The organism is Falsiroseomonas ponticola, assembly GCF_016805305.1.
Lineage (GTDB): Bacteria > Pseudomonadota > Alphaproteobacteria > Acetobacterales > Acetobacteraceae > Falsiroseomonas > Falsiroseomonas ponticola.
Map to the genome: position 1 here is coordinate 562,544 of NZ_JAERQN010000001.1, position 24,945 is coordinate 587,488.

The following is a 24,945-nucleotide window of genomic DNA, read 5'->3' on the forward strand; positions in this document are numbered from 1 at the left end:
GTTCCTGGCGGCATAACGGCATGGCGGGGGCGCGGCGCCAAGCCTGGGGGGGGCGTTAACGAATGCAGCTGGAAGATGCATACGTTAACGCAACAATCGCCTTCCGGTTGGGCCAGTGTTGCGGCTATCCTGCCGCATGGCCCGGCCCCCGCCCCTGTTCCAGATCGCCGTCGCGTTGAGCCTGGCCCCCCTGCCCGCGCTCGGCCAGGCGGTGGATGCGCGGCCCAGCGGCGGCCAGGTGGTGGCGGGCCAGGCGAGCATCAGCCAGACCGCCACGCGCACCCAGGTGAACCAGGCGACGGATCGCGCCATCATCGAATGGCAGCGCTTCGATGTGGGCGCGCAGCACCGGGTGGATATCCGCCAGCCCGCCGCCTCCTCCTTCTCCCTCCAGCGCGTGACGGGGGGCGATCCCTCGGCCATCGCGGGGCGCGTCACCTCGAATGGCGGGGTGGCGCTGGTCAATCCGGCGGGGGTGGTGTTCTCGCAGGGCGCGCAGGTGGATGTGGCGGCGCTGATCGCGACGACGTCGGACACCACGAACCAGGCCTTCATGGCGGGCCGCATGGTCTTCGATGGCCAGCCCCGGCCGGGCGCGCGGGTGGAGAACCGGGGCACCATCACCGTGGCGGATCGCGGCCTGGCGGCGCTGGTCGCGCCCAGCGTCGCCAATTCGGGCACCATCCGCGCGCGGCTCGGCCGCGTGGCGCTGGCGGGGGGGGAGGCCTTCGCGCTGGACCTCGCGGGCGACGGGCTCCTGGCGCTCGACGTCACGCGCCAGGTGCAGGCGGCGCCGGGCGGCGGCGCCGCGCTGGTCACGCAGGCCGGCACGATCGAGGCGCAGGGCGGCAGCGTGCTGCTCTCGGCCTCCGCCGCCTCCACCGTCATCGAGACCCTGGTCCAGGCCGGCGGCACCACCACCGCCGCCCAGGTCGCGCTGCGCGGCCAGGGCGGGGGCGTGACCATCACCGGCGATGTCGCCGCGCCGCGCGGCGTGGTGGAGGCGACGGCGACCGGCACCGTCCGCGTCGCATCCGGCGCGCGCATCGCCGCGGAAGGCGGGCGCGTCGCGATCGGCGCCGGGGCGGAAAGCCGCCCGGGCGCGCCCCGGCGCCTCGCTGGGCGGACGGTGGTGGAACAGGGGGCGCGAATCTCCGCCGATGGCGGCGGCAGCATCCTGGTCCATGCCGAGGGGCGGACGGAGATGCGGGGCGGCCTCTCCGCCACCGGGGGGGAGATCGAGGTCTCGTCGCGCGGCGCGCTGGCCCTCGATGGGTCCATGGCGGCGGAGCGCGTGCTGGTCGATCCCGTCACGCTGCGCGTGGTGGCGACGCTGTCCGGATCGACCGAGCCGGCGGAGATCACCGCCGCCGCCGTCAACGCCACCACCGGCGCCCTGACCCTGCAGGCGGAGGCCGCCATCACGGTGGAGGCCGCGATCAACAAGCCGAGCGGCCCGCTGACGCTGGAGACGACGAACCCGGCCGCCACCGCCGGCCAGGGCATCACCCTCCTCCGCCCCGTCACCGTGGCGGGCGACCTGGTGCTGCGCAGCGCGGGGGACATAGCGCAGCTCGGCGCGACCGCCCTGGTGAATGCCGGCACGCTGGAGGCGCGGAGCAGCGGCGGGCAGGTGCGGCTGGAAGCTGCGGGCAACGCCATCCGCGCGCTGGCCGGCGGCGCCGCCGCCACGCGCTTCGGCATCGCCACCACCACCGCGCTGTCCGTCGATGGCGCCATCGCGGCGCCGGAGATGGCGCTGGCGACGAGGCAGGCGCTGTCGCTGCGCGCGCCCCTCTCGGCCACGACCAGCCTCGACCTCAACGCCGATGGCGGCATCACGCAGGAAGCGGCGGGCGCCGGCATCACCACCGGGCTGCTGCGCCTGCAGGCGCCGCTCGGCGCCGTGGCGCTGACCGGGGCGGGCAACCAGATGACCACGCTGGGCGACGCCATCGTGCCGCTCGGCCTCTCCCTGGTGAACGAAGGCGCGCTGAACATCGCCGGCACCATCAATGGCGGGCGGCTCTCCTTCACGACGCGCAGCGGCGACCTGACGCAGGATCCCGCCGCCTCCCGCCTCATCGCCGATGAGGTGCAGGCGGTGGCGGAAGCGGGCTCCGTGCTGTTCGACGGCACGCTGAACAGCATCCCCCTGCTCTATGGCCGGGCGCGGGACAGCTTCGTCGTCGATGCCGGCGGCGCCGTGCTGCTGGCGGCGCCGATCAGCGGCACCGATGTGGAGATCCGCGCGACGGGGGAGATCGCGCAGGACCTCGGCGCCCCCGTCACCGCGACGCGGCTGCGGCTGAACGCGACGGGGGGCGCCATCACCCTCGATGACCCGCAGAACCAGGTGGCGGCGCTGGGCGATGCCGCGGCGGGCGGCGCCCTGGTGCTGGCCACCGCCGGCGCGCTGTCGGTCCAGGGCACGGTGTCCGGCACCAGCGTCGGGCTGACGGCGGGCGGGGACATCACCAGCGGCGGCGGGCGGATCGAGACGCCGCTGCTGCGCGTCGCCTCCATCGCCGGGCAGGTGCGCCTCGATGCCGGGGACAACGCGATCGGGGCGCTGGGCGCTTCCGGCGCCGCCACCGACTTCACCCTGGTGAACCGGGACGTGCTGCGCGTGACGGGCGCGGTGGATGCGGGCGGCACGCTGCGGCTGACCGGCCAGGGCCTGTCGGTGGAGGCACCGCTGGCCGCGCCCCTCGTCGTGCTGCGGGCCGAATCGGGGGATGTGACGCAGACCGCCGCCGGCGGCATCAACACGCCCCGGCTGCTGGCGGAAAGCCCGCTCGGCAATGTCCGGCTGGCAAGCGCCTCCAACGGCCTCGGCGCCTTCGGCGGGGGCGCGGGGTTCGAGTGGGAGGTCGCGGCGGCGGGCAGCGCGGCCCCCGACGCCACGACCGGCATCGCCGCGCCGCAGGTGCGCATCACGGTCGGCGGGGAGCTGGTGCAGGCCAGCGGCGCGGCCGGCATCCGGGCGGAGCGGATCACCGCCAGCGCGGCCGGGCGGGTCGATCTGCGCGCCGCGGCCAATGCCATCCGGGAAGTCGGCGCCATCACCGCGCCGGGGGGGCTGTGGCTGTCCACCACCACGGAGCTGACGCTCGCGCTGCCGCTGGCGCTGCCCAGCGCCACCCTCTCCGCCGCGCAGGGCATCACGCAGCTGACCGGCGCGCCGCTGGCGGCGGGGGTGGCGCGGCTGGATGGCGGCGCGGGCGACGTGCTGCTGCCGGAAGGCGCCAACGCCATCCCGCGCCTGGCCGCCGGGCGGGCGGGCGGGGTGTTCCGGCTTTCGACCGGCGGCGGCCTGGCGGTGGAAGGCGCCGTCACCGCCGGCACGCGGATCGAGTTCCAGGCGGGCGGGGACATCACCCAGTCCGGCACCGGGGCGGGGCTGGTGGCGCCGCGGCTCGGCGTGGTGTCGCTGGGCGGCAACGTGGCGCTGACCGGGGCGGGCAACCGCGTGCCGGTGCTGAGCTACAGCGCCGCGGCCGGGGATTTCGCCCTGTCCCAGGAAGGCGCCGCGGCCCTGGTGCTGGACGGGCTGCTGGTGGCGCCCAGCGCCACGCTGCGGACGGAAGGGGGCGTGGCGGATGCCGCGGGCGGCGGGCTGCGGGCGGGGATGCTCGTGCTCGACACCACCGGCGCGGTGCGGCTGGATGCCGCCGGGCAGCATCTGCTGGATGCGGTGGCCGGGCGGGCCGGCAGCCTGGCGCTGGCGGTGGAGGGCGCGCTTTCCGTCGCCGATCCGCTGGCGGTGACGGGCGCGGCCTCGCTCTCCGCCACCGCGCTGTCGCTCGATTCGCGGCTTTCCGCCGGCAGCACCGCGCTGGTGGCGCGCGCGGGCGGCGTCACCCAGGCGGCGACGGGCGCGGGCCTTTCCACCGGCACCCTCACGGTCCAGGCCAGCGGCGCCGTGGCGCTGGAGGGGGCGGGCAATGCCGTGACGCGGCTGTCGGCCGGCAGCGCCGGCGGCGCCTTCGCCCTGGCCAATGCGGGGGCGCTGACCGTCTCCGGCAGCGTCGCGGGCAGCGAGATCGTGCTGCGCGCCAGCGGGACCATGACGCTGGCCGGCGCCGGCCTGGCGGCGGACCGGGCGGTGCTGCTGGCGGTGCCGGGGGGCCTGGCCTCCGGCGCCACCAGCCGGCTGCTGGCGCGGGACCCGACGCTGCTGCCGGTGATGATCGTCGATACGCGCCGGACCGGCGGGCTGGTGGCGATCCCCACCGGCGTGGCGGCGGACTTGCCGGGCCTGCCCGCCGCGTCCCAGGCGACGCAGCTTTCCACCTTCGGCGCCCCGGCCGCCGCCGCCGCCGGGCCGGCGGCCTTCGACCTCGCCGTCGGGTCCTCGCCCCTCTTCCTGCTGCTGGACAGCGGCAGCGCGGTGGGGGTGCTGGAGGCCGGGCGGCTCGGCGTGCTGGGCAGCGGCGGTTCCGCCTTCATCGTCGGCACGCTGGGCGGCGCGGGCGGCGGCACGGCGGCGCAATCCGTGGCGGTGGCCTCGACCGGATCCAACTACCTCTTCAACAGCTGCGTCATGGGGGCGACGCTCTGCGGCGGCCAGCCGGCGGCGCCGGACGAGCCGGGCCCGGTCACGCCGCCCGTCGTGCCGCCGGTGCAGCCCCCGGTGGTGGTGCCGGTGGAGCCGGGCACCGGGGCGGGGTCATCCGCCCTGGCCGGCCTGCCGCTGCTGCCGGGCAGCGCCGTCGCGCCCCGGCTGCTAGCCACGGACCTGCGCGCCGGCAGCCCCGATGGCCCGCCGGAATGGCTGCTGCTGTCACCCTGGCGGCGCGAGGAGGACCCCTGAGGGCGCGGCACCCGGCCGCAGCGTGATGCTGCCATCCGGGTTGGGCTGGGCGGTGACGGGGCCGAGCCGGCTCAGCGCCTCCAGCGCCGCGGCCAGGCGCGCCTCGTCCAGCGGCAGCCCGGCCTGCGGGTCCGGGCCGGGCGGTGCCTCCCGCAGCAAATTGGCGGCGACGCGGGCGGGGTCGAGGTCCGGCGCCACGCGCATCACCTCCAGCAGCGCGGCCGCGGCGGCGGGGGCGGTGGCGGCCAGGGCGGCATGCAGCTCATCCCGCCGCGGGTCGGGCGGCAGCGGCGCCTGCACCGCCCGGGCGGCGGCGATGCGGCGGGCGGTGGCGGCCAGGTCGCCGGCCAGGACGGCATGGCGCCGGCTGGCCAGGAGGGCGCGCGTCGCCGTCTCGTCCAGCCCGGCGGCGGCGGCGGCGAAGGCGGGGTCATGCGCCCGGCGCGCCGCGATCTCACGCCGCTCGGCCTCCGTCTCCGGCCGGGACGCGGCATCCAGCAGCAGCCGGGCCACCAGCGGCGCGGGCGCGTCCGGCAGGGCGGGCGGGGCGCGGGCGGGCGCCGGCACGATGGCGAGGGTCCGCGGCGGCGGCGAGGGCGGGCGCGGCTTCGGGAAGACCACCGCCTGCACCCAGAGCGCGGCGGCCAGCGGCAGCGTGCCGATGGCGAGATGCGCGGGCAGGCCGATCTTCGGCACCGCCGCGCTGAACAGCAGGAAGCAGCCGAGCCCGAGCAGCGCGGCGCCGGCCCAGAGCCCCGCGGCCGCCGCCAGCCGGGCCGGCGGCAGGGGCGCGGGCCTTGCCCGTCGGCCCAGCATCCGATCGCGCGGTCCCGGCCGGCTCAGCGCAGGTTCATCAGGCCCTCGAACAGGCCGCGGAGCATGCCCGCGCCCTCCGTCAGGCCCTCGACCCGCAGCGGGCGGCCGGCGGCGGTGCCGGCCCCGGCGGCGAAGGCGGCGCGGTCCTGCGCCAGTTCGGCCGCGGAGAGCCGGCCATCGCCGTCATAGTCCAGGCTTTCCAGCAGCACGCGCCCGGCCAGGATGCCGGCCACGGCACCGGCGCCGACCGCGGCGGCGATCACATCCTGCGTGCCGCCTTCCTGCACCGCCGCCAGCCAGGCGGCGCCGCGGGCCAGGCGGGCGATCTCCGCCGAGCTCAGCAGGCCGTCGCCGCTGACATCGGCCTGGGCGACGATGGCCTGGGCGCAGACGCCGGGCGTGGCGCTGGCGCAGCCGGCTTCCAGGTTCTCGATGATGGAGAGGAAGGCGGCGCCTTCGCCATGCAGCGCGGCCAGCACGGGCGGCGGCGCGGGGCAGCGGCGCCAGGCGGCGATGGGGGTCGCGCCCGGCAGGCGGTCATCGCGCGTCTTGGCGTCGGGCTCGGCCGTCTCCAGCGAATTGCCGGCGTTGCGCAGCATGATGCGCGGCGCCTCCGCCCCCGTGGCGGTGGCGATGGTCCAGCTTTCCGTCGCCCGGGTGGCGGCCAGGCGGAACAGGCGGGCGGGGGCTTCGGCATCCACCCGCGCCACGCTGCGGGCCGTGACCAGCAGCATGCCGCGGGGGTCCGCGCAGTCTCCGGCGAACCAGGCGCCGCGCTGGGCTTCCGGCAGTTCGGCGGCGGGCTGCGCCGCGGCCGGGGCGGCCAGGGCGAGCAGCAGGATGGCCGCCCGGGCCAGGCTGGTGGGGAGTGCCGGCATCATCGCACCTCGATCTCCTCGCCGCGGCACAGATCGATGCCGGGCCGCGACACTTCACGCCCATCGCGGAACACCACCACCAGGTCGGCGGCGCAGGCGCCGCCCTCCAGCCCCGGCAGGTCCATCGCATCGCCCACCGGCACCACATCGGCGCCGAGGCGGTCCGACCCGCGCGGGGCGCCGGGCGCGGAGGCATAGACCTCCACCACCGGCAGCGGGCCGGCATTGCGCAGGCGGAAGCTGCCGGGGGAGGGCGCGGGGGTGGTGGCGGGGACGGGCGTCTCCTCGATCCGCTGCACCACCCAGCCCGGGGCGAGGACGATGCGCGGCTGGTCGCAGATGTTCACCTCCCGCGCCTCCTCCGCGCCGCCATTCGGGAAGACGATGCGGATATCGGCCTCGCAGCCGCCTTCCACCTGCACCACCGTCTCCTGCCCCTGCGGCAGGGTGGCGGCGCCGAGGCGATCCGGCCCCCAGTCGCTGTCGCTGCTGGGGGAGACATAGACTTCCTGCACGGTGGCGAGGTGCCGGTTGACCAGCGCGACCGATTGCGTCGGCGGGCGGGGGATGCCGCTGCGGTCGAAGGCGACGGTCCGGTTGGCGCAGAGGTCGATGCCCTGCTTCACCTCCTCCCGGTCATCGGCATAGACGGCGCGCAGGTCGAAGGCGCAGTCCCGCGTGCGCATGCGCAGCCGGAAGGTCGCGTTGGCGTCGATCACGCCGGCGCCGAGGCGATCCGGCCCCCAGGCTTCCGGCGCACGGGGTTCGGGCCGGGCGGGGGCGGCGTAGAGTTCGCGCAGCACCGTGTCGCTGCGGTTGGCGATCTCGGCCTCCAGCGTCGGCATGGCGGGGTCGCCATAGATCAGGCGCTGGGTGCGGCAGATATCGACGCGGCGGCGGACATCCTCCGACCCGTCCTGGAAGATCGCGACGGCGTCCCAGACGCAGTTCTGCACGCGGCCGAGGCGAAGCCGGAAGGTGGCGCCCTGCGGCACGGTGTCCCGCCCCAGCCGGTCCTGGCCCCGGTCCTGGCTGTTGGGGGTGAAGAGGTAGAAATTCTGCAGCACGAGGTCGGTTTCGTTCTGCAGCGTGATCTCCCGGTTCGGCGGCTGCTGCGCGGGCTGCTGCTGCTGCGCCATCGCGGCGGTGCCGGCCATGGCAAGGCCGATCACCGCCAGGGCGCATGCTCGCCTGATGGCTCGGATGGATCGCATGTCTGGCCGGGCTCCCGCTGGTCGCCCCGACAATGCGCATCCGCAACGCCCGAAGCAAGCAACCGTTTCTTTCCAGGTCGTTAACCCCCGGGGCCCGGCGCCCCGGCGGTCAACCCGGGCCCTGGGCGGCGGCGCCGGGCCGGGCGGTGGGTTCCGGCCCTTCCAGGTCGCGCGCCTTCGGGCGCCACAGCGCATAGGCCGGAAGGCAACCCGCTTCGGGTGCCTGCCATGCCAGGCCGCGCAGGCCGGGCAAGCCCCATCCTTCGCGGCCGGGCTTCACGCGGTCCCGGTCACGGCGCCGGGTCTTCCGGCAGCGGCATCCAGTGCGTCGCGTAGTCCGTGACCGTGTTGCCCGCGGTCGCGATGCGCACGATCCACTGCGGTGGCAGTTCCTCCCGCACACCGTCAGCTCCCTGATCGAAGACACCTTCGACGCACTCCGCCTCGCAGATGTAGGGCGTCTCGTCGTCCGGAAGGATCAGCCGGAGAAGCAGGCGGGCGCCATCGATCGCGGGCGCCGTGGCCATGGGTTGCCAGCCTCCCGCCAGCCGCGCAGCGGGGATTCGCCCGGAACCGGAGCCCTGGTCGCGGCCGTTCGGTTCGCCGGGCTTTGCGACAAGCTTCTGGCAGAATTCGCCGGGGTGGCTCATGCGCGGCCTCCCGTCGCGGCGCGCAAGGCGTTGCGCGCCGACCATCCGGCCAGGATGGCGCCGGGGACTGCATGCATCACGGCCCGCGCTGCGGCGCCCGTGCGGCTTCCCGCGCCAGGCTGATCCCGTGTGGCATCGTGGCCGAGGGCAACAGGGTTGCGGCCGGCTCTGTGGTCTCCGCCGTCCAAGACGACGCGACACTGACCTGCGCGCAGCGCGCGGGCGAGTTCGCGCGATGGCGATGCGGACGGCGCCAAGCGCGGCAAATGCAACCGCCGCGCTATCACCTGCGGTCCGCGACAATTGGCACGATGGCAGCAACAGCCGAAGTTTCGGCTACCGATCGACCGAGCAGAAAACAAGCTTGCGCGGGCGGAGATCTGGTCGTAGTCGGGCCAATACGTGCCTGGAACGTCCGTGCTGCAAATCGCAAGCCCATCGGGCGGCGCGGCACAGTGTCCCTGATCGGGCAGCCGCTTCCAGGGACCGGGCGTATCGATCTCAGCGCTGGGCATCACGGAATCACCATGCTCGGACGATTTCGTTTTGACAGCTTTTCTGACGATCGCAATATGATTTATCTGACAGAATGTCAGAAGATCTGATAGCTTGCGGACTCTAGGAGGGATTCTGACCCTATGGGCGCTCAGTATTTTCCCGATGCCTCAAGCGCGCGGCCATCGACGTTGCGCCCTTTCTGCTGGCCCGCCAAACCTACCGGGCAGCAGCAACCGCGCCCGAAGCCCGCGCCGCGTCCGGATCCAACCCCTGCTCCCTCGCGGTGAGTCGGATGCCCAACCGCGTTGGAACGGCGTCGAGGACGCCGCGATAAATGTAGTCCATGGTGAGGCCCGGTAGCAGATCGCACAGGTACGCCATGGCCTCTTCGGCCGGGTAGTTGCCGCTCGGTCCCTCATTCTCCCAGTTGAGGTAGCGGGTACGGCCGACGCCAAGCAGGGCGGCAAATTCCGGCGCCTTGGGATAGCCCATCTCCAGCCGGATCGCGCGAAGGCGCCGGACAATGTCTGTGCGAGCCGACAATGCCATGCGGCCAACGTTGGCGCTAATCCCCTGAGATGTCATGAAAAGAAACCTGACGAAACGACCATGAAGTCGTCGCCGTTCGTCCGATTATCTGACACTTGTGGGGCGAGCCGAGGCGGCGCGCTGGCTGGCCGTCCGCCCATTTTCGTGCCCCGAGCCACCGCCCTGCGACGCGGCGCGAGGCCGGATAAGCCCCATGTTCGCAGTGCGGGAAGTGGTTCAACGGCTGCCGATGTTCCGACAGGGTTTCACGGCCATTCGGCTCGTCTGGACGCGGTCCCGCGCCGACCCTTCCGGTTGCGCGCAGGGTGGCACGGCGCGCCGCTTCGTGCGCGAGCGCCGCCGCCCAGCCACCTTCCTGTGCGGACGATGGGCTTATAAGGTGGGCGCGAAAGCGCCATTCCTGGAGGAAACATGACCACCCGCCGCAGCCTGATCGCCGCCACCGCCGCCCTGCCGATGGCCACCCTCCTGCCCGGCGGCGCCAGCGCCCAACAGCGCTTCAACAGCCTCTACGTCTTCGTCCCCGCCGGCCCCGGCGGCGGCTGGGATGGCCTGGGCCGCGCGATCGAGCAGGCGTCCCGCGGCGCCGGCCTGGTCAATTCCTTCCAGTTCGAGAATGTCGGCGGCGCCGGCGGCACGGTCGGCCTGCCGCGCTTCGTCAGCCAGCGCCGCGGCCGCGGCGATGCGATCATGGTGGCCGGCGCCGTGATGGTCGGCGCCGTCATCACCAACCGCACCCCCGTCGGCATCAAGGACGTCACGCCGATCGCGCGCATGACGACGGAGCCCGGCGTGATCGTGGTGCCCGCCAGCAGCGACCTGCGCGACCTCGCGGGCTTCATGGCGGCGCTGCGCGCCAATCCGGGCGCGGTGTCGGTCGGCGGCGGCAGCGCCGGCGGCATCGACCACATCACGCTCGGCCTGCTGCTGAAGTCGCTCGGCAAGAATGCGCGGGAAGCCAGCTACGTCGCCTTCGCCGGCGGCGGCCCGGCCCAGGCCGCGATCCTCGGCGCGCAGGTCCGCGCCGGCATCTCCGGCGTGTCGGAATTCGCCGAGCAGATCCGGGCCGGCCGCATGCGGGCCCTGGCGACCACCGGCGAGACGCGCAGCCTGGAGGGCGTGCCGACGCTGAAGGAAAGCGGCATCGACATCGTCATCGGCAATTGGCGCGGCGTCTTCGGCGCGCCCGGCATCAACGCGACCCAGCGCCAGGCGCTGTCCGACTACATCGGCGCGCTGGTCGCGACGCCGCAGTGGAAGGAGATCGTGGCCCGCCAGGGCTGGGACGAGGCCTACCTCTCCGGCGCGGAGTTCGAGCGCTTCCTGGCCCGCGACCAGGCGGACACCGAGCAGGTGCTGCGCGACATCGGCCTGGCCGGCTGATGCTTCCCCGCCGTGCCCCGGCCCGGGCACGGCGCCCCCACCGTCACGGAGGCTGAGGCCGGATGCGTGATACCCAACGGTCGGACCTTGGCGCGGCGGTCTTCGTGCTGGTCCTCGGCCTCGTCTCCGCCTGGCAGGCGGCGGTCATCCCGACCACGCCGCTCTATGCCCAGGTGGGGCCGAAGGCGATCCCCTACCTGATCGCGGCCGGGCTCATCGCGCTCGGCATCGGCCTGGTCGCGGCGGCGCTGCGCGGCGGCTGGTCGCATGACCTGGAGGAGGTGCAGGAAGCACCCCCCACCAATTGGCGCGCCCTGTCCCTGCTGCTGGCCGGGCTGCTGGCCAATATCGCGCTGATCGTGCCCTTCGGCTTCACCGTCGCGGCGACGGTGCAGTTCACGCTGGTGGCGGCCGCCTTCGGCAGCACCGCCCATGCGCGCAACGTGGCGATCGCCTTCGCCGTCTCGCTCGGCGCCTATGCCCTCTTCGTGAAGGCGCTCGGCGTCAATATCGGCGCCGGGGTGATCGAGGCCCTGATCTTCGGAGACCCCGGCTGATGGATGCGCTTTCCGGGCTGGCGATGGGCTTCGGCCACGCGCTGACGCTCACCAATCTCGGCTGGGCGCTGCTCGGCTGCTTCCTCGGCACCGCGATCGGCGTGCTACCTGGCATCGGCCCCGCGCTGACCATCGCGCTGCTGCTGCCCATCACCTTCAGCGTGCCGGCGACGGGCGCCTTCATCCTGTTCTGCGGCGTCTTCTACGGCGCCATGTATGGCGGCTCCACCACCTCCATCCTGCTGAACACGCCGGGTGAATCGGGGTCCATCATCACCTCGCTCGAAGGGGCGAAGATGGCCCGGAACGGCCGCGCGGGGCCGGCCCTGGCGACGGCCGCCATCGGCAGCTTCGTGGCGGGCACGGTGGGGACCATCGGCATCGCCTTCCTCGGGCCCGTCGTCGTCGAACTCGCGCTCAAGCTCGGCCCGGCCGAGTATTTCTGCCTGATGGTGCTCTGCTTCGTCACCGTCTCCGCGGTGCTCGGCGGCTCCGCGCTGCGGGGGCTCACCAGCCTGTTCTTCGGGCTGCTGCTGGGGCTCGTCGGCATCGACCTGCAGACCGGCCAGCCGCGGCTGACCTTCGGCATCCCCGAGCTGCTGGATGGCGTGAATGTCGTGCTGGTCGCCGTCGCGCTGTTCGCGGTGGGGGAGACGCTGTACCTGGCGTGGCGCTACGTGGAGGGGAAGCAGGAGGTGCTGCCCGTCGGCAGCATCATGATGTCGAAGACCGACTGGAAGCGGAGCTTCTGGCCCTGGGTGCGCGGCGCCGGCATCGGCTTCCCCTTCGGCGTCATGCCGGCCGGCGGGACCGAGATGCCGACCATGCTCAGCTACTACATGGAGCGGAAGCTGACGAAGCCGGAGCACCAGAAGGAATTTGGCACGACGGGTGCGATCGAGGGCGTGGCCGGGCCGGAGGCCGCGAACAACGCCGCCGCCGCCGGCATCCTGGTGCCGATGCTGACGCTGGGCCTGCCGACGAGCGCGACCGCGGCCATCATGCTCTCCGCCTTCCAGTCCTATGGCATCCAGCCGGGCCCGCTGCTTTTCACCTCCCAGGCGGAGCTGGTCTGGACGCTGATCGCGAGCCTCTTCATCGCCAATGTCATGCTGGTGGTGCTGAACCTGCCGCTGGTGGGCCTCTGGGCGCGCATCCTGAAGATTCCCCAGCCGCAGCTCTACGCCGGCATCCTCGTCTTCGCGACCATCGGCACCTACGGCATCAGCAACTCCGTCGTGGACCTGTTCCTGCTGTATGGCATCGGCATCATCGCGATGTTCATGCGGCGCTTCGACTTCCCGGTGGCGCCGGTGGTCATCGGCATGATCCTGGGGCCGATGGCGGAACAGGCGCTGCGCCAGGCCATGACGATCAGCCAGGGGGACTGGTCGGTCTTCGTGACGCGGCCGATCAGCCTGGCGATCCTGCTGGTGGCGGTGGCGGCGCTGGTGGGGCCGCGGCTCTATGGGGCCTGGGTGCGGCGGATGGCGGCATGATTTTGCCACGCTGAATTTGCTGGCACCTTCAGCCTAGCTGAAATAACCTGGGACCATGAGGCTAGATGAACGGCTCCGACAACTTGGGATGTCCCAGCGGGAGTTTGCCCGTCGCCTTGGGGTGTCCGACGCTACGGTGAGCGGCTGGATTTCAGGCCGCAACGTCCCTGACGCCCGCAAGCTGCCTTTAATTGAGGCGCAAACTGGGGGTGCGGTGAAATTGGCGGATTTTCTAGGCGCAGCGCCGAAAGGGCCCGGACGTCGCGCATCTTCACAGGGACGGAAGCGTCGCCTCACGGCAAACGTCACGCCGGGGGCGGCACAAGGTTTTCCAGACGCACGACAGTCGCTGATGACCGACGCGGTGGAACTCGGACTCGACCCCGACGCAATCGCCACCAAGTCCATCCAGGACGCCATCCGCGCCGAAAAGACTCGCCGCTGGAAGGAAGAGAACCGGGCGGCGATGGACGCCTGGAACGAATGGACGGAGCGCAACGGGCTGCCGCTGGCGAAGTACCGGATGTTCTGAGGCGTGGCACGCTTCGACCTCTATCGGCCGAAGGGGTCGGCGGCCTGGCTGCTCGATGTCCAGGCCGATTTCCTGGACCACCTCCGCACCCGGGTCGTGGTGCCGCTGTTGCCGCCGGATGAGGTGCCGACCCGCATGACGGACCTGCACCCGGCCTTCGAGGTCGAGGGCCATCGGCTGTTGATGGCGACGCAGTTGATGGCCGCCGTCCCCCGCCGCGAACTCGGCCGGCCCGTCGGGAACCTCGCCCCGCACCGCGATGACATCACCCGCGCGCTGGACCTGCTGCTGACGGGGTTCTGAGCACGTTCAGGGGCCCGCGCAGGCCTCCACCACCAGCGCCAGCATGTCCTCCGCCACCTCCGCCGCCCGATCCTCCCCGGCCCAGAGCTCCGCCCCCGGCACTTCCAGCCGCAGCGTGCCGAAGCCGTGCACGGCGGACCAGGCCAGCGCCAGGCGCGCGCGCCGTGCCCGCCCCTCCGCCGCCGGCGCGGCCGCCGCCATGGCGGTGGCGAGCGGCGCCCAGGCGCCCCGCGCGGCCGCGCGCCAGGCCTCGTCCGCCGTGTCGATCAGGTCGGTGCGGAACATCAGGCGGAACTGGGCCGGGTTCTCCCGCGCGAAGGCCAGGTAGCCGCGGCCCGTCGCGGCCAGGCGCGCGCGGGCATCGGCGCCGGCCGGCAGGGCCGCCACCGCATCCTCCATCGCGCGCGCCAGGCGCTCCGACCGCTCCACCGCGAAGGCGGTCAGCAGGCCCCGCTTGTCGCCGAAATGCGGCGCGGCGGCGGAGTGCGACACGCCGGCGCGGCGCGCGCATTCGCGCAGGGTCACCGCCTCCGGCCCCTGCTCCAGCACGATCTCAGCGACCGCATCCAGCAGGGCGCGGCGGAGGTCGCCGTGATGGTGCCGGCCGCGGGGCTTGGGGGTGACGGTCATGGCCGCGATCCTGCCGCGCAAGATCGAACTTGACAATGGTCAGTCCCTCGGGCGATCAAACTGACCATTGGACAGTCGGAGCCCCTGACCCGTGGAAACCTTCTTCTCGGCGGTGAACCTGATCGCGCTGGCGGGCTGGGTCGGCCTGCTGGCGGCGCCGCGATCCCGCGCCGTCACCTGGTGGTTCGCGGGGCTCGCCCTGCCGGCGCTGCTGGCGGTGCTCTATCTGGTGCTGCTGGCCACCTACGCCCCGGGGGCGGAGGGCGGGTTCTCCTCCCTCGCCGGCGTCGCCGCGCTGTTCCGCACGCCGGGCGTGCTGCTGGCGGGCTGGGTGCATTACCTCGCCTTCGATCTCTTCATCGGCGCCTGGATCTGCCGGCGTGGCGCGGCGGAGGGGATGAACCCCTGGCTGGTGCGGCTCTGCCTGCCGCCGACCTTCCTGGTGGGGCCGGTCGGGCTGCTGCTGTTCCTCGGCCTCCGCGCCGCCAAGGGGACCCGCTTGGGGAGGGCGGCATGATCGCGATCCTGCGGGAGCTGGACCGCCGGCAGCCCACCCTCGCGCGGCTCGGCTGGGGGATGGCGGCGGTGCTGGCGGCAAGCCTCATGGCGATGCTGGTGGATGGGCGGGGCCTCAACGGTGTCTCCGTCTGGACCAAGCCGGCGAAATTCGCGGCCTCGCTGGCGGTCTGGTGCTGGACGCTGGCCTGGGCCTGGGGGGTGCTGGCGCCGGCGGTGCGGGATGGCTGGGTCGCGCGGGTGGTGCTGTGGGGCACCGTCGCGGCGGCGCTGTTCGAGCAGGGGTGGATCACGCTGCGCGCCGCGCTCGGCCTGCGCAGCCATTTCGCGACGGATGCGCTGGGCGCCTTCATGTTCGGCGTCATGGGTGCCGCGGCGCTGGGGCTGGTGCTGCTGGCGGCGGTGCTCGGTCTGCTGGTGCTGGCGCGTGGCGATGCGGCGCAGCCGCGGCCCTGGCGGATGGCCGTCGGGCTGGGGCTGGTGGTGGCGGGGGTGATGGGCGGCGTCACGGGCTTCGCGATCGGCGGGCATGGCTCGCCCCTCATCGGCGGCACGCTGTCCGATGCCGGGGCCTGGCCGCCCTTCTTCTGGTCGCGGGATGGCGGCGACCTTCGCATCGCGCATTTCCTGGGCACCCACGCCATGCAGGCGGTGCCGGCCTTCGCCCTGCTGGCCTCCCCCGGCGTGGCGGGGGTGGTGCTGGCCGCGCTGGCCTGGCTGGCGCTGAGCCTGGCCGCCTTCGCGGCCGCGCTGGCGGGCATCCCCCTGATGCCGTAAGCGCGCCATCATCCCGGACGATGGATGGCGCGTGACCGACGAGAATCCCCTGCTGCGCCGCGCCGCCTTCGCCGCGCTGGTGGCCGGCATCGCCGCCTTCCTGCTCTGGCTGACCTGGCGCGCGCTGACGCCGGTGAACGGGTGGGAGGCGCTGATCCTGCTGGCCGTCGCGCTGACCACGCCCTGGACAGCGCTGTCGGCCGCCAATTCGCTCCTCGGGCTCGCGCTGCTGCTGGGCGCGCGGGACCCGCCCGCCGCCGTGCTGCCCGCGCTGGCCCGCGCCCGCCCCGGCCCGCCGGATGCCGTCACCGCCATCGCCGTCTGCATCCGGAACGAGGCGATGGAGGCGGTGCTGCCGCCGCTCGGCACGCTGCTGGATGGCCTGGCGCGGGAGGGCGCCGCCGACCGCTTTCGCCTCTGGCTGCTGTCGGACACGCAGGACCCCGCCATCGCGGCCGCCGAGGAAGCCGCCATCGCTGGCTTCGCGAGCGCCCATCCCGGCCGCGTGCGGTACCGCCGCCGCACCGACAACACCGGCTACAAGGCCGGCAACGTGATGGATTTCCTCGACCACCACGTGACGGACGAGGCCTTCTTCATCACGCTCGATGCCGACAGCGTGATGACGCCGGCCGCCGTGCTGCGCCTCGTTTCGATCATGGAGGCCGAGCCGAGGCTCGCCATCGTGCAGCAGCTGATCGTGGGCCGTCCCGCCACCGCCGCCTTCCCGCGGCTGTTCCAGTTCGGGATGCGGGCGGGGATGCGCAGCTGGGCGACGGGGCAGGCCTGGTGGCAGTTGGATTCCGGCCCCTATTGGGGCCACAACGCCATCATCCGCGTGGCGCCGTTCCGCGACCACGCGAAGCTCGAACCCCTGCCCGATGGCAGCCGCATCCTGAGCCACGACATGGTGGAGAGCGTGCGCCTGCAGGCCGCGGGCTGGGCCGTGCGCTGCCTGCCCGCCGAGGATGGCAGCATGGAGGCCAACCCGCCCGCGCTGCCCGAATTTCTCCAGCGCGACGAACGCTGGGGCGCCGGCAACATGCAGTATTTCCGCCTGTTCGATCTGCCGGGAATGACGGCACTCGGGCGGCTGCAACTCGTGCAGGCCATCCTGCTGTTCCTGGGCGCGCCGCTCTACGCCGCGATCCTGCTGCTAGCGGCGGGGAATGCGTTGAGCGGCGGCGGCGCGGGCACGCCGATGGGCGCGCTGGCGCTGGCCGTGCTGGCGCATGCGCTCTGCTACTTCTCGCCCAAGCTGTCGGGCTATGCGCAGGCGCTGATCCAGCGCGAGGTCGCCGCGACCTATGGCGGGCGCTGCGCCTTCGCGCGCGGCGCCGTCGCGGAATTCGTCTTCATGCAGCTGTTCGAGCCACTGTCCACGCTGAACAAGGCGATGTTCCTGCTGACCTTGCCCTTCGGCGCGCGCACGGGCTGGGCGCCGCAGAACCGCGCGGATCGCGGCATCGCCTGGCGCGACGCCGCGCGGCTGCTGTGGCGGCACACCGTGATCGGCGTGGTGCTGACGGCCTGCTTCGCGAGCGTGTCGGGGACGGCGCTGCTGATCGCGCTTCCCTTCACGGCGGGGATGGTGCTGGCGATTCCGCTATGCGTGTGGAGCGCCGATCCGCGGGTGTCGGCGTGGCTGCGGGAGAAGGGGGTGGCGAGCACGCCGGAGGAGTTGGTGGTGGCTCGCCAATGACGAGCACATATGGTACGATCATGGAATGTATTTTGTGGGAACCCGACTGTGCCGGAGCCGACGCCCTGGTGGCTTGATCTCATTAAGGTCGTGGGTGCCGGCTTGTTCGCGGCCTTCGCCACCCACTTTCTGACCGGCTGGCGTGAGGCGAAAAAGAGCGAAGCGAATGCTCGCCATCTGGCCCTGCAAATCTCTGTGGCGCTTGAACGCTTCGCGATCGAGTGCGCAGATAGAGTTGGCGATACCGAGATGTCAGTAAGCTCCGGGGGGCATGCCGGCAAAGCGCATCTCTCGCTACCGACGCTGGCTGCCTTTCCTGCGGATGGCGCGTGGGGGAGCCTAGAATCATCGTTAGCGGCCCGCGCACTGGCTATGCCAAACGAGCTTCTTCTCGCAGATCAGAAGCTTTCGTTCGAATGGGAAATCAGTGACGCCGACGACGTAGCTCGCGAATGCGCACGTCAGGCGGCACTGCATGGCGCGCGCGCGTTCGAACTGGCGGGCGACTTACGCTCCCGGTACCAACTGCCGTCGTTCGATCCCACGAAGTCGGCTTGGGATGTTAAGGCGTATCTCAAGCGGAAGCGCATCGAAGCGGAAGCTATTTGGAAAAGGCAGCGCGAGTCATGATACACTGGCTCGGTCACGCTCGCACGACAAGCGAGCAGATCGCATCGTGCTTTGCCGCTTGGAACGCTGCTCGTGGCGCAGCATGCCGCCCTCACCGCATGAACCCCCCGAACCCCTCCTCGAAGGCCCGCGCCCTGCCCTCCCGCGTCACCTCCCACAACGGATTGTCCACCGCCAGCCTGGCGCCGCCGTCCCGTGTCACGCCGCGGATGGTCAGCGGCGCCACGCTCCGCGTCTCGATCCCGAACAAATCGAGCGGCACGCGCACATAGATCCCCCGGTCGAAGCTGCCCTCGCCGAAGGTCTTGAAGGGCACATCGGTCAAGGTCGCGAAGCCGCCGACCTCGATGCCGCTGCGGAAGCGCCGCCCGATCTCGACCGTGCCGCCCCAATCCCCCGCGAGGTACCGCCCCGCCCGCGCCACGCCATACATCCCGAACCAGGGCAGGTCGGCATAGACCGACACATGCCCGGTGGTGACGTTGTAGCCCTGCAGGCCGAAGCGCTGGTCGTAGTCCCGCTGCGCCACCTGCGCGACATCGACGCCGACGCCCCAGGCGCGCCCCTCCGGCCGCCACAGCACCTCGGCCGACACGCCCGCGAACATCGGCTCCAAATAGCCGCCCGTCACCCGCGCGAAGACATCGGGCGCAAGCCCCCAGATGCGCTCCCCATACAGCGCGGGCATCGCCGTCTCCCCCTCCCGCGCATAGCGCGCCGCCTCGCTGCGGACGCGCGGCAGGCGGCTGTCGGAAGCCGGTGCCCCCGCCAGGTTCCCCGCCAGCACGCGGGAAAGGCTGCCCGCGACGGCCACGCCATGCCCGACCTCCGCCCGCGCGCCCAGCACCGCCTGCGCCTGCCAGCGCAGCGTGCGGGACGGATCGCCGAACAGGGTCGAGAAGCGCGGCTCCAACCCCCAGGAGAAGCCGCGCCCGCCATCCAGCAGGCCGAATTCATCCGCCCCCGCCGCCTCCAGCCGGCTGGCGTAGAACATCTCCTCCGCGCTGCCATCGCCGCGGACCGCCGCCTCCATCGCGCCCCGCGGCAGCGTGAGGCGCGCCACCTCCACCCCCGCCTGGCGCCAGGAGAAGACGATGCGCTCCACCCCCGGCGGCAGGTGCGGCTGCACGGCGCGCAGCATCCGCCCCGCCGCCCGCGCCAGCGTCCGCTGCCGCCCGCCCGCGACGGCAATGCGCGCGACCTCGCCCTCGATCCGGATGCGGACGGGGCGGAAGCCGATGGCGCGCAAGGCCGCCGCCACCGCCGCCTCGGCGTCCGGCGGCGCTTCGACCGGCCGCGCCGTCATGGCCGGCGGCGGCGGGCGCTCCACCTCCGGCACCCGATCCGGATCCAGCCGCGCGGAGACCCGCAGCAGCAGGTCCGTGCCATGCACGAACTGCACCCCCGCATCCAGCCAGCCATTCGACCATTGCAGGCCGTAATTCACGCGGGATCCGGCCTCACCCCGCAACCCCGTCGTCCGCGCCGGCCAGCCGCCCCGCTCATCCCGCAGCGCGTCGCCGGAAACCTCCACCTTCGCGCGCAGCCCCTCGACCTCTCCCCAGGGGGTCCAGACCGGCGGCAGCGAATATTCGAGCCCGCCGAACAGCGCCGCGCTCTCCCCCCGGAAGAACTGGAAGGTGTTGATGGAGCCGCCCTGGTCCACGCGGCGGGGCCGCTCCTCGAACCGCGGCGACAGCACCGCCAGCGGGTTCTGCCCATCCGCCGCCGTGCCGAGCCGCCCCCAGCCCAGGCCCAGCGTCGCATCCAGCGGCCCGAAGCGCTTGGAGGCCACGACATACTCGCCCGAATAGAGCCCCGTGCCGATGAAGTCCTGCAGCCCCACGGCAATGGCAGGCGTCCAGTCCGTCTCCTCCCAGATCCGCATCTTCAGGTCGAAGGCGCGGTCATTCGTCATCCCCGCGCCCGTCGTGCCATCCAGCCGCTCCGTCAGCCGGAACGTCGCCTCCAGCCACGGCAGGGCCTGGAAGGAGAGGAGATGAAACCGCCGCTGGTGCCGGACCGCCGTGCCCCCCTCCAACACCCCATCCGGCCGGAACCGCGCATTGCGCATCTCCAGCAGGCCCACACCGCCGTAGTTGGACCCGGTCCCCGGCACCTCGTCGGCGGCGCGGCTCGGCGCGGGGGCGGTGAGGAGCGCGAGGGCGAGCAGCAGGGGGGCTTTGCCCCCCTGCACCCCCCACCAGGGGGCAGGGGCCCCCTGGACCACCTTCCGTTGCATGCCGGTAGGGAGGGGGGCACTTCGGCCCCCCTCCCTACCGGCATTGAAAACCGATGGCGGGGTCCGGGGGGCGCCACGCCCCCCGGCGGGGGCGCGGGGGCAGCGCCCCCGCAGCGCGCCCTCATGTCTCCTCAGCGCATCTCTCGCGCGATCACGGCCAGCGCGGCGGAGGAGATGGTGACCTGGCTCAGCACCTGGGTCAGGTCGCGGATGAAGCCCCAGGTCTCGAAGGGGGAGGGGTCCTGCGGCACGACGACCAGGCTGCCGGGCGGCACGGGTGGCCCGCCCGCCTGCCAGCCGGACAGGCCCGCGGGGGCGGATTGGCCGTTGGGGAGCACGACGAAGGCGCGGGAGGTATCGGCGAAGCGTTGCGGCCCCCCGGCGGCGCGGAGGTAGTCGCCGGCGCGCCAGCCGGACTGGAATTGCAGGCTGCCCGGGTTCAGCACGGCGCCGACCACGGTGACCTCGTTGGGCCGCTTCGGGATGACGATGAGGTCGCCTGGTTCCAGCAGCACGTCGAGTTCCGGCCGCGCCGCCAGCAGCACGGGGTTGGCTTCCACCACCATGCGCCCGGCGGCCTGCGCCTGGCGGAGTGCGTTGGCGAGTTCGCGCCCGGCGCTGATGGCGTTGCCGACATCGACATTCTGCCCCCGCCCGCCCGCCACCGCCTGGCCCGCGGCGACCTGGATGAGGGAGGTCTCGAGGTCCCGCGCCGTGCGGGCGAAGCCTTCCTGCTGGCGCAGCCGGACGCTGTCCCGCGTGAAGACGGTGCCGTAGGCATAGGCCTGGCCGGTCAGCCCGCCGGCGCGGGCGAGCAGTTCGGAGAGGCGTTCGCCGCGGCGGATGTCGTAGACGCCGGGGCGCACCGCTTCGCCCGCCAGCGTCACCGGCCCCGTCTCCCGGTCGGTGAAGCCGCGCGGCACGCGGATGACGTCGCGCGGCGAAAGGCGCACGGCGCGGAAGTTGCGGCTGCGCAGGTCGAGCAGCGTGCGCGACAGCGGGATGGTGCCGGACTGCTCCGTGGGTTCACGGGCGAGTTCGATGGCGGAGAGGTCCGCGCCATCCGTCACGCCGCCGGCCGCGGCCAGCAGCGCGTCGAGCCCGGTATTGTCCTGGATCGGGAAGAGGCCGGGCTGCCGCACCTCGCCCGCCAGCAGCACGGCGGTGTCGAGCAGGAAGGAGAGCAGCGGCGGGTAGTCGCGGAACACCGGCGGGCAGGCCGGCGCACCGATATCGGGGAAGCCGGCGCCGCGGGCATGGGCGAAGCGGGCGGGGGCGCTGCGGGCGGCGATGGCCAGCTGGGTGAGCGCCGGGCAGCTGTCATCGGCCGGCGCTTCCCCGCGCAGCGCGCGCTGCACCGGCGGGCTCGCCAGCCAGGCGATGTCGCTGTTGGCCAGCACGATCACCTCGTCGCCCTCGACCAGCGGCAGGTTGCCCTGGCCCTGCAGGGCCCGGGACAGGTCGAAGGGGATGAAGCGCCGGACGCGCGTTTCCCCATCCAGGCGCAGGATGACCGCGAGGCGCGGATAGGGATCGGGCCGCACCAGGCGGGGGTCCGACAGCAGGCTGTTGAGCGAGGCGCCGCCGCGCCCGATGGCGCGGGTGACGGGGGCGGTGACGTGCCCGGCCAGGCGAAGCTGGTTGGCGATGACGTCGGCGCCGGGCTGCACCAGCACGCTGTCGCCCCGCCGCACCAGGTCCTGCGGGCGGAGTTCCGTGAAGCTCCGCCGGCCGCCGCCATCCGTGCCCTGGGACAGGAAGCGGTTGCCCGCGGGGCGCAGCGGGTCGCCCGCCAGGCGCAGCGCGACGGCAAGCGGCACGCCGGTGCTGCCGGCGGGCAGTTCGTAGATGCCGGGCCGCGTCACCTCCCCGGCCAGGGCGACGACGCCGCCGAGCGGCGGGACGACGATGCGTTCGCCCTCGCGCAGCGAGAGATCGACGCTGCCGCGTTCCCCCGCGATGACGGCGTAGAGATCGACCACCCGGCTGCCGCGCGGCCCTTCCACCCGGATGCCGCGCAGCGATCCCGTCTTGCGCACGCCGCCGGCCTGCTGGAGGGCGTCGAGCACGGAGGACAGCGCCGTCAGCGCCTGCATCCCCGGCCGCTGCACCTCCCCGCCGACGAAGATCGCGATCTGCCGGACCTGGCCGATGGCCAGGTAGGCCTCGGTCCCCGGCATGTCGCGGCTGATGCGGGCCTCGAGGTCCGTGCGCAGGTCGCGGAGCGTGCGGCCGGCGGCGGGGATGGGCGGCAGGTCGGGCGTCACCAGCGTGCCGTCGCGCAGCACGCGGAGGTTCTGCGTGGACCGCGTGCGGCCGCGCAGCGCCAGCACCAGCTCATCGTCCCGGCCGATGATGTAGTCGTCCGGCAGCGCGCCCAGCACGCTGGCGCCGCCCGGGCCGGCCCGGAAGCTGTCATAGCCGAACTGCCGCAGCGCCAGGCCCAGCCGTTCGGCGAAGAAGATCTCGGTATGCGAATAGGGTTCCTCCGGCGCGGCCAGGGCCGCGGCGGGCGGCGCGGCGGGCAGGGCCGGGAAGGGGGAGGAGGGGGTGGGCGCCGCGGGTGCGGGCAGCGGGCCGGGGGGCGTGCGGCCGCCGGCGGCGTCCAGGATCCGTTGCATGATCTCCTGCTGCGTGCCGGCCGGCAGGGTCGGCAGCGGCAGCCCGCCGGGCAGCAGGGAGGGCAGCGGCGGCGGCGACAGGGCGGACCCCACCGCGGGGCCGGTCGCGGAGCCGGGCGAGGCGGAGATGGCCGGCGGGCCGGCCGGCTGGGCCCGGGCAACCGGCATCCAGGCCAGCAGCCCGGCCAGGACGGCTGAGACAAGTCTCAACTCAGGCGTTAATTGCGATGGCATGATTTACGACCCTGTGTAGCATAAACATTACGTTCATGCCGAACCAAGCCCCCCTTTCGCCCGGGCGGCGGGCGCCGGTTGCGCCCACCCTGACGAAGCCCCCCTGCCGCGAAGCGGCGTCGCCGCAGCCACGCGGAGCGGCATCGCCGCCGCTGCGCGGCGCGGCCCTGCTGCGCCTGGATGCCGCCTGGCGGCTGGGCCCCCGGCCGGTCGGGCTGTTCCTGTGGCACCGCGCCACCATGGCGCTCGGCCTGCCGGCGCGGCGCCTGCGCAACCCGGCGGCGATCGAGGCGCCGATGCTGCCCGCCACCGCGCCCCCGGCGCCGCCCCTGCCGGATGGCGCGGCGGACCGGCTGCTGCGGGCGGCGGCGGCGTTGCCGGCGGCGCCGGACTGGCATGGCCCCTTCGATGGCGCGGCCCCCGCGCTCGGCATGGACCTGTTCCGGGCGGGCGATGTCCGGCCGGTCTGGGAAGGGCACCGCTTCGGGGAGTTGCTGCTGCTGGCGCAGGCCGCGCGAATCGACCCCGGCGGCGGCCACCTGGCGCGGGCGGAGGCGCTGCTGCGGGGCTGGGTGGCGGCGAACCCGGCCTTCCGGGGCCCCGCCTGGGCCTGCGGGCAGGAAGCGGCGCTGCGGGCGCTGGCGCTCGCCCTGGCGCTCGCGCTGCTCGATGCGGATCGCGGCCTGCCGCGGGGGGCGCGGGGGCTGCTCGGCCTCTGCGCCCGGCGCATCGCCGCCACCCCCGCCTATGCGGCGGCGCAGGACAACAACCATGCGATCTCGGAGCCCGCCGGCGCCTTCGCCTGCGCGCTGCTGCTCGGGGACCGTCGCGCGGCCGGGCAGGCGGCGCGGCGTCTCTCGGCCGCGGTGGGGCGGCTGGTGGCGCCGGATGGTGGCTTCGCGCAGGTCTCGGCCGGCTATGCGCGGCTGGCGCTGGATACGCTGTCCGTCGCGGAATGGCTGCGCCGGCGGCATGGCGCGCCCGCCTTCCCGGCGCCGCTGCCGGCCCGCGCCGCCGCGCTGGCGGCCTGGCTGCACCGGGTGGTGGCGCCGGACGGCACCGGCCCCGCGATCGGGGTGGAGGACGGGTCGGCGCTGGCCGATCTCGGCCTGCGGGGGCCGGCGGATGCGCGGGGCAGCGTGGAGCGCGCCGCCCGGCTGTTTGCCGGCGCCTCGGCCGGCCAGGCGGATGATCCGGGCTGCGCCTGGCTCGGGCTGCCCTGCCCGGATGCCGGGTTGGATCGCCCGGCGCGCTGGGCGGCGGCGGGGACCATGGGCTGGGCGGCCGGCGGCGCCACGGCGCTGCTGCGCACCGGCCCGCTGCGCTTCCGCCCCGCGCAGTCGGACCTGCTGCACCTGACGCTGCGCGACGGCGCCGCCACGGTGCTGCGGGATGGGGGGACGGGGTCCTACAACCCGCCCTCGCCGGGCTGGTGGGAGGCGATCGGGGCCGCCGCCGCCCACAACGCGCCGGTCTTCGATGGACGGGACCCGATGCCGCGGGCGGGCCGCTTCCTGCTGGCGCGCTGGCCGCGCCTCGGCACGGTGCCGGGGGGCGCCTGGACGCGCGACCATGCCGGCAACCGGACGGAACGGCGCGTCTCGGCGGAGGGCCGCGACTGGATCATCGAGGATCGCCTGGCCGGCCCCTTCCGGCAGGTCGCCTGGCATTGGCGCCTGCCGCCGGGGGATTGGCGCCTGGCGGCGGATGGCGTGGCGGGGGCGGCGGCGCGGATCGCCGTCACTGCCGATGCCCCCCTCTCGCTGCGCCTGGCGGAGGGGTGGGAGAGCCCCGCCTATGGCGCGCTGCGCCCGGTGCCCATCCTGGTCGTGGCCGGCGCCGCGCCCCTCTCCCGCCTCCTCACCCGCGTCACCCTGCCTGCCGGAGCCCCCCCATGA

19 protein-coding genes and 1 pseudogene are annotated in these 24,945 nt (G+C 73.8%); 12 read left to right on the plus strand and 8 right to left on the minus strand.

The window, feature by feature from the left end:
- Positions 1-136: 136 nt before the first annotated feature.
- Positions 137-4,816 carry a beta strand repeat-containing protein gene (locus JJI54_RS02730; RefSeq protein WP_203070673.1) on the plus strand — a complete coding sequence of 1,560 codons (4,680 nt, stop codon included), beginning with the start codon at positions 137-139 and terminating at the stop codon, positions 4,814-4,816.
- On the opposite strand, the gene JJI54_RS02735 is transcribed toward JJI54_RS02730, so the two are convergent.
- The 5 genes from JJI54_RS02735 to JJI54_RS02755 all read right to left on the minus strand — a co-directional run bounded on the left by JJI54_RS02735 (position 4,787) and on the right by JJI54_RS02755 (position 9,364).
- On the minus strand, positions 4,787-5,632 hold the full coding sequence (locus tag JJI54_RS02735) for a hypothetical protein (protein ID WP_203070675.1): 846 nt from the start codon (positions 5,630-5,632) through the stop codon (positions 4,787-4,789). The genes JJI54_RS02730 and JJI54_RS02735 overlap by 30 nt on opposite strands.
- 23 nt (positions 5,633-5,655) lie before the next feature.
- Positions 5,656-6,513, minus strand: a complete 858-nt coding sequence (locus tag JJI54_RS02740) for a hypothetical protein (RefSeq protein ID WP_203070676.1) — start codon at positions 6,511-6,513, stop codon at positions 5,656-5,658.
- Positions 6,510-7,724 carry a hypothetical protein gene (locus JJI54_RS02745; RefSeq protein ID WP_203070678.1) on the minus strand — a complete coding sequence of 405 codons (1,215 nt, stop codon included), beginning with the start codon at positions 7,722-7,724 and terminating at the stop codon, positions 6,510-6,512. Before JJI54_RS02745 ends, JJI54_RS02740 begins: the two co-directional genes overlap by 4 nt.
- Positions 7,725-8,014: 290 nt before the next feature.
- Positions 8,015-8,374 carry a hypothetical protein gene (locus tag JJI54_RS02750; protein WP_203070680.1) on the minus strand — a complete coding sequence of 120 codons (360 nt, stop codon included), beginning with the start codon at positions 8,372-8,374 and terminating at the stop codon, positions 8,015-8,017.
- Positions 8,375-9,088: 714 nt separating this feature from the next.
- The gene (locus JJI54_RS02755; protein WP_203070682.1) at positions 9,089-9,364 is read right to left on the minus strand and encodes a hypothetical protein; all 276 of its coding nucleotides are present in this window, start codon (positions 9,362-9,364) and stop codon (positions 9,089-9,091) included.
- 468 nt (positions 9,365-9,832) lie between these two features.
- Between JJI54_RS02755 and JJI54_RS02760 the strand changes: the two genes are divergently transcribed.
- From JJI54_RS02760 to JJI54_RS02780, 6 genes and pseudogenes are all read left to right on the plus strand, one after another.
- Positions 9,833-10,804, plus strand: a complete 972-nt coding sequence (locus JJI54_RS02760) for a Bug family tripartite tricarboxylate transporter substrate binding protein (RefSeq protein WP_203070684.1) — start codon at positions 9,833-9,835, stop codon at positions 10,802-10,804.
- Positions 10,805-10,866: 62 nt separating this feature from the next.
- The gene (locus JJI54_RS02765; RefSeq protein WP_203070686.1) at positions 10,867-11,361 is read left to right on the plus strand and encodes a tripartite tricarboxylate transporter TctB family protein; all 495 of its coding nucleotides are present in this window, start codon (positions 10,867-10,869) and stop codon (positions 11,359-11,361) included.
- Positions 11,361-12,860: a tripartite tricarboxylate transporter permease gene (locus tag JJI54_RS02770; protein ID WP_203070688.1), complete on the plus strand. Its 1,500-nt coding sequence runs from the start codon at positions 11,361-11,363 to the stop codon at positions 12,858-12,860. Before JJI54_RS02765 ends, JJI54_RS02770 begins: the two co-directional genes overlap by 1 nt.
- Before the next feature lie 55 nt (positions 12,861-12,915).
- A pseudogene (locus JJI54_RS33100) lies at positions 12,916-13,047 on the plus strand (helix-turn-helix domain-containing protein); the annotation flags it as partial.
- Positions 13,048-13,212: 165 nt separating this feature from the next.
- Positions 13,213-13,392 carry a type II toxin-antitoxin system CcdA family antitoxin gene (locus tag JJI54_RS32560; RefSeq protein ID WP_264177147.1) on the plus strand — a complete coding sequence of 60 codons (180 nt, stop codon included), beginning with the start codon at positions 13,213-13,215 and terminating at the stop codon, positions 13,390-13,392.
- Between the two features lie 3 nt (positions 13,393-13,395).
- Positions 13,396-13,695, plus strand: a complete 300-nt coding sequence (locus tag JJI54_RS02780) for a CcdB family protein (protein WP_203070692.1) — start codon at positions 13,396-13,398, stop codon at positions 13,693-13,695.
- A 6-nt stretch (positions 13,696-13,701) separates the two neighbouring features.
- On the opposite strand, the gene JJI54_RS02785 is transcribed toward JJI54_RS02780, so the two are convergent.
- Positions 13,702-14,325 (minus strand): TetR/AcrR family transcriptional regulator, encoded by a 624-nt coding sequence (locus tag JJI54_RS02785; protein WP_203070694.1) that lies wholly within the window; start codon positions 14,323-14,325, stop codon positions 13,702-13,704.
- A 91-nt stretch (positions 14,326-14,416) separates the two neighbouring features.
- Between JJI54_RS02785 and JJI54_RS02790 the strand changes: the two genes are divergently transcribed.
- The 4 genes from JJI54_RS02790 to JJI54_RS02805 are packed head-to-tail and all read left to right on the plus strand — an operon-like array spanning position 14,417 to position 17,950.
- Entirely contained in the window at positions 14,417-14,842 is a 426-nt protein-coding gene (locus JJI54_RS02790; RefSeq protein ID WP_203070696.1) for an ABA4-like family protein, read from the plus strand.
- Positions 14,839-15,618, plus strand: coding sequence for a hypothetical protein (locus JJI54_RS02795; RefSeq protein ID WP_203070698.1), 780 nt, complete (start codon positions 14,839-14,841; stop codon positions 15,616-15,618). The genes JJI54_RS02790 and JJI54_RS02795 overlap by 4 nt, the downstream gene beginning before the upstream one ends.
- A 31-nt stretch (positions 15,619-15,649) precedes the next feature.
- Positions 15,650-17,320 (plus strand): glucans biosynthesis glucosyltransferase MdoH, encoded by a 1,671-nt coding sequence (gene mdoH / locus JJI54_RS02800; protein WP_203070700.1) that lies wholly within the window; start codon positions 15,650-15,652, stop codon positions 17,318-17,320.
- A 48-nt stretch (positions 17,321-17,368) separates the two neighbouring features.
- Positions 17,369-17,950 (plus strand): hypothetical protein, encoded by a 582-nt coding sequence (locus tag JJI54_RS02805; protein ID WP_203070702.1) that lies wholly within the window; start codon positions 17,369-17,371, stop codon positions 17,948-17,950.
- Positions 17,951-18,041: 91 nt separating this feature from the next.
- Here JJI54_RS02805 and JJI54_RS02810 read toward each other — a convergent pair whose 3' ends face one another.
- Together JJI54_RS02810 and JJI54_RS02815 are read right to left on the minus strand one after the other, a co-directional pair.
- Complete coding sequence (locus JJI54_RS02810) at positions 18,042-20,147, minus strand: YjbH domain-containing protein (protein ID WP_318987436.1); 2,106 nt, start codon at positions 20,145-20,147, stop codon at positions 18,042-18,044.
- A 176-nt stretch (positions 20,148-20,323) separates the two neighbouring features.
- A complete protein-coding gene (locus JJI54_RS02815; RefSeq protein WP_226381353.1) occupies positions 20,324-23,023 on the minus strand; it encodes an SLBB domain-containing protein in 2,700 nt (899 codons plus the stop codon).
- Between the two features lie 59 nt (positions 23,024-23,082).
- On the opposite strand from JJI54_RS02815, the gene JJI54_RS02820 reads away from it, so the two are divergent.
- Positions 23,083-24,945 (plus strand): heparinase II/III domain-containing protein, encoded by a 1,863-nt coding sequence (locus tag JJI54_RS02820; protein WP_203070708.1) that lies wholly within the window; start codon positions 23,083-23,085, stop codon positions 24,943-24,945.

Bases quoted from the DNA above. Each gene is read 5' to 3' on its own strand.
- JJI54_RS02765 (WP_203070686.1), top strand. From the start codon at position 10,867: ATGCGTGATACCCAACGGTCGGACCTTGGCGCGGCGGTCTTCGTGCTG.
- JJI54_RS32560 (WP_264177147.1), top strand. From the start codon at position 13,213: ATGACCGACGCGGTGGAACTCGGACTCGACCCCGACGCAATCGCCACC.
- JJI54_RS02785 (WP_203070694.1), bottom strand. From the start codon at position 14,325: ATGACCGTCACCCCCAAGCCCCGCGGCCGGCACCATCACGGCGACCTC.
- JJI54_RS02735 (WP_203070675.1), bottom strand. From the start codon at position 5,632: ATGCTGGGCCGACGGGCAAGGCCCGCGCCCCTGCCGCCGGCCCGGCTG.
- JJI54_RS02750 (WP_203070680.1), bottom strand. From the start codon at position 8,374: ATGAGCCACCCCGGCGAATTCTGCCAGAAGCTTGTCGCAAAGCCCGGC.
- JJI54_RS02730 (WP_203070673.1), top strand. From the start codon at position 137: ATGGCCCGGCCCCCGCCCCTGTTCCAGATCGCCGTCGCGTTGAGCCTG.
- JJI54_RS02760 (WP_203070684.1), top strand. From the start codon at position 9,833: ATGACCACCCGCCGCAGCCTGATCGCCGCCACCGCCGCCCTGCCGATG.
- JJI54_RS02745 (WP_203070678.1), bottom strand. From the start codon at position 7,724: ATGCGATCCATCCGAGCCATCAGGCGAGCATGCGCCCTGGCGGTGATC.
- JJI54_RS02770 (WP_203070688.1), top strand. From the start codon at position 11,361: ATGGATGCGCTTTCCGGGCTGGCGATGGGCTTCGGCCACGCGCTGACG.
- JJI54_RS02795 (WP_203070698.1), top strand. From the start codon at position 14,839: ATGATCGCGATCCTGCGGGAGCTGGACCGCCGGCAGCCCACCCTCGCG.
- JJI54_RS02820 (WP_203070708.1), top strand. From the start codon at position 23,083: ATGCCGAACCAAGCCCCCCTTTCGCCCGGGCGGCGGGCGCCGGTTGCG.
- JJI54_RS02755 (WP_203070682.1), bottom strand. From the start codon at position 9,364: ATGGGCTATCCCAAGGCGCCGGAATTTGCCGCCCTGCTTGGCGTCGGC.
- JJI54_RS02740 (WP_203070676.1), bottom strand. From the start codon at position 6,513: ATGATGCCGGCACTCCCCACCAGCCTGGCCCGGGCGGCCATCCTGCTG.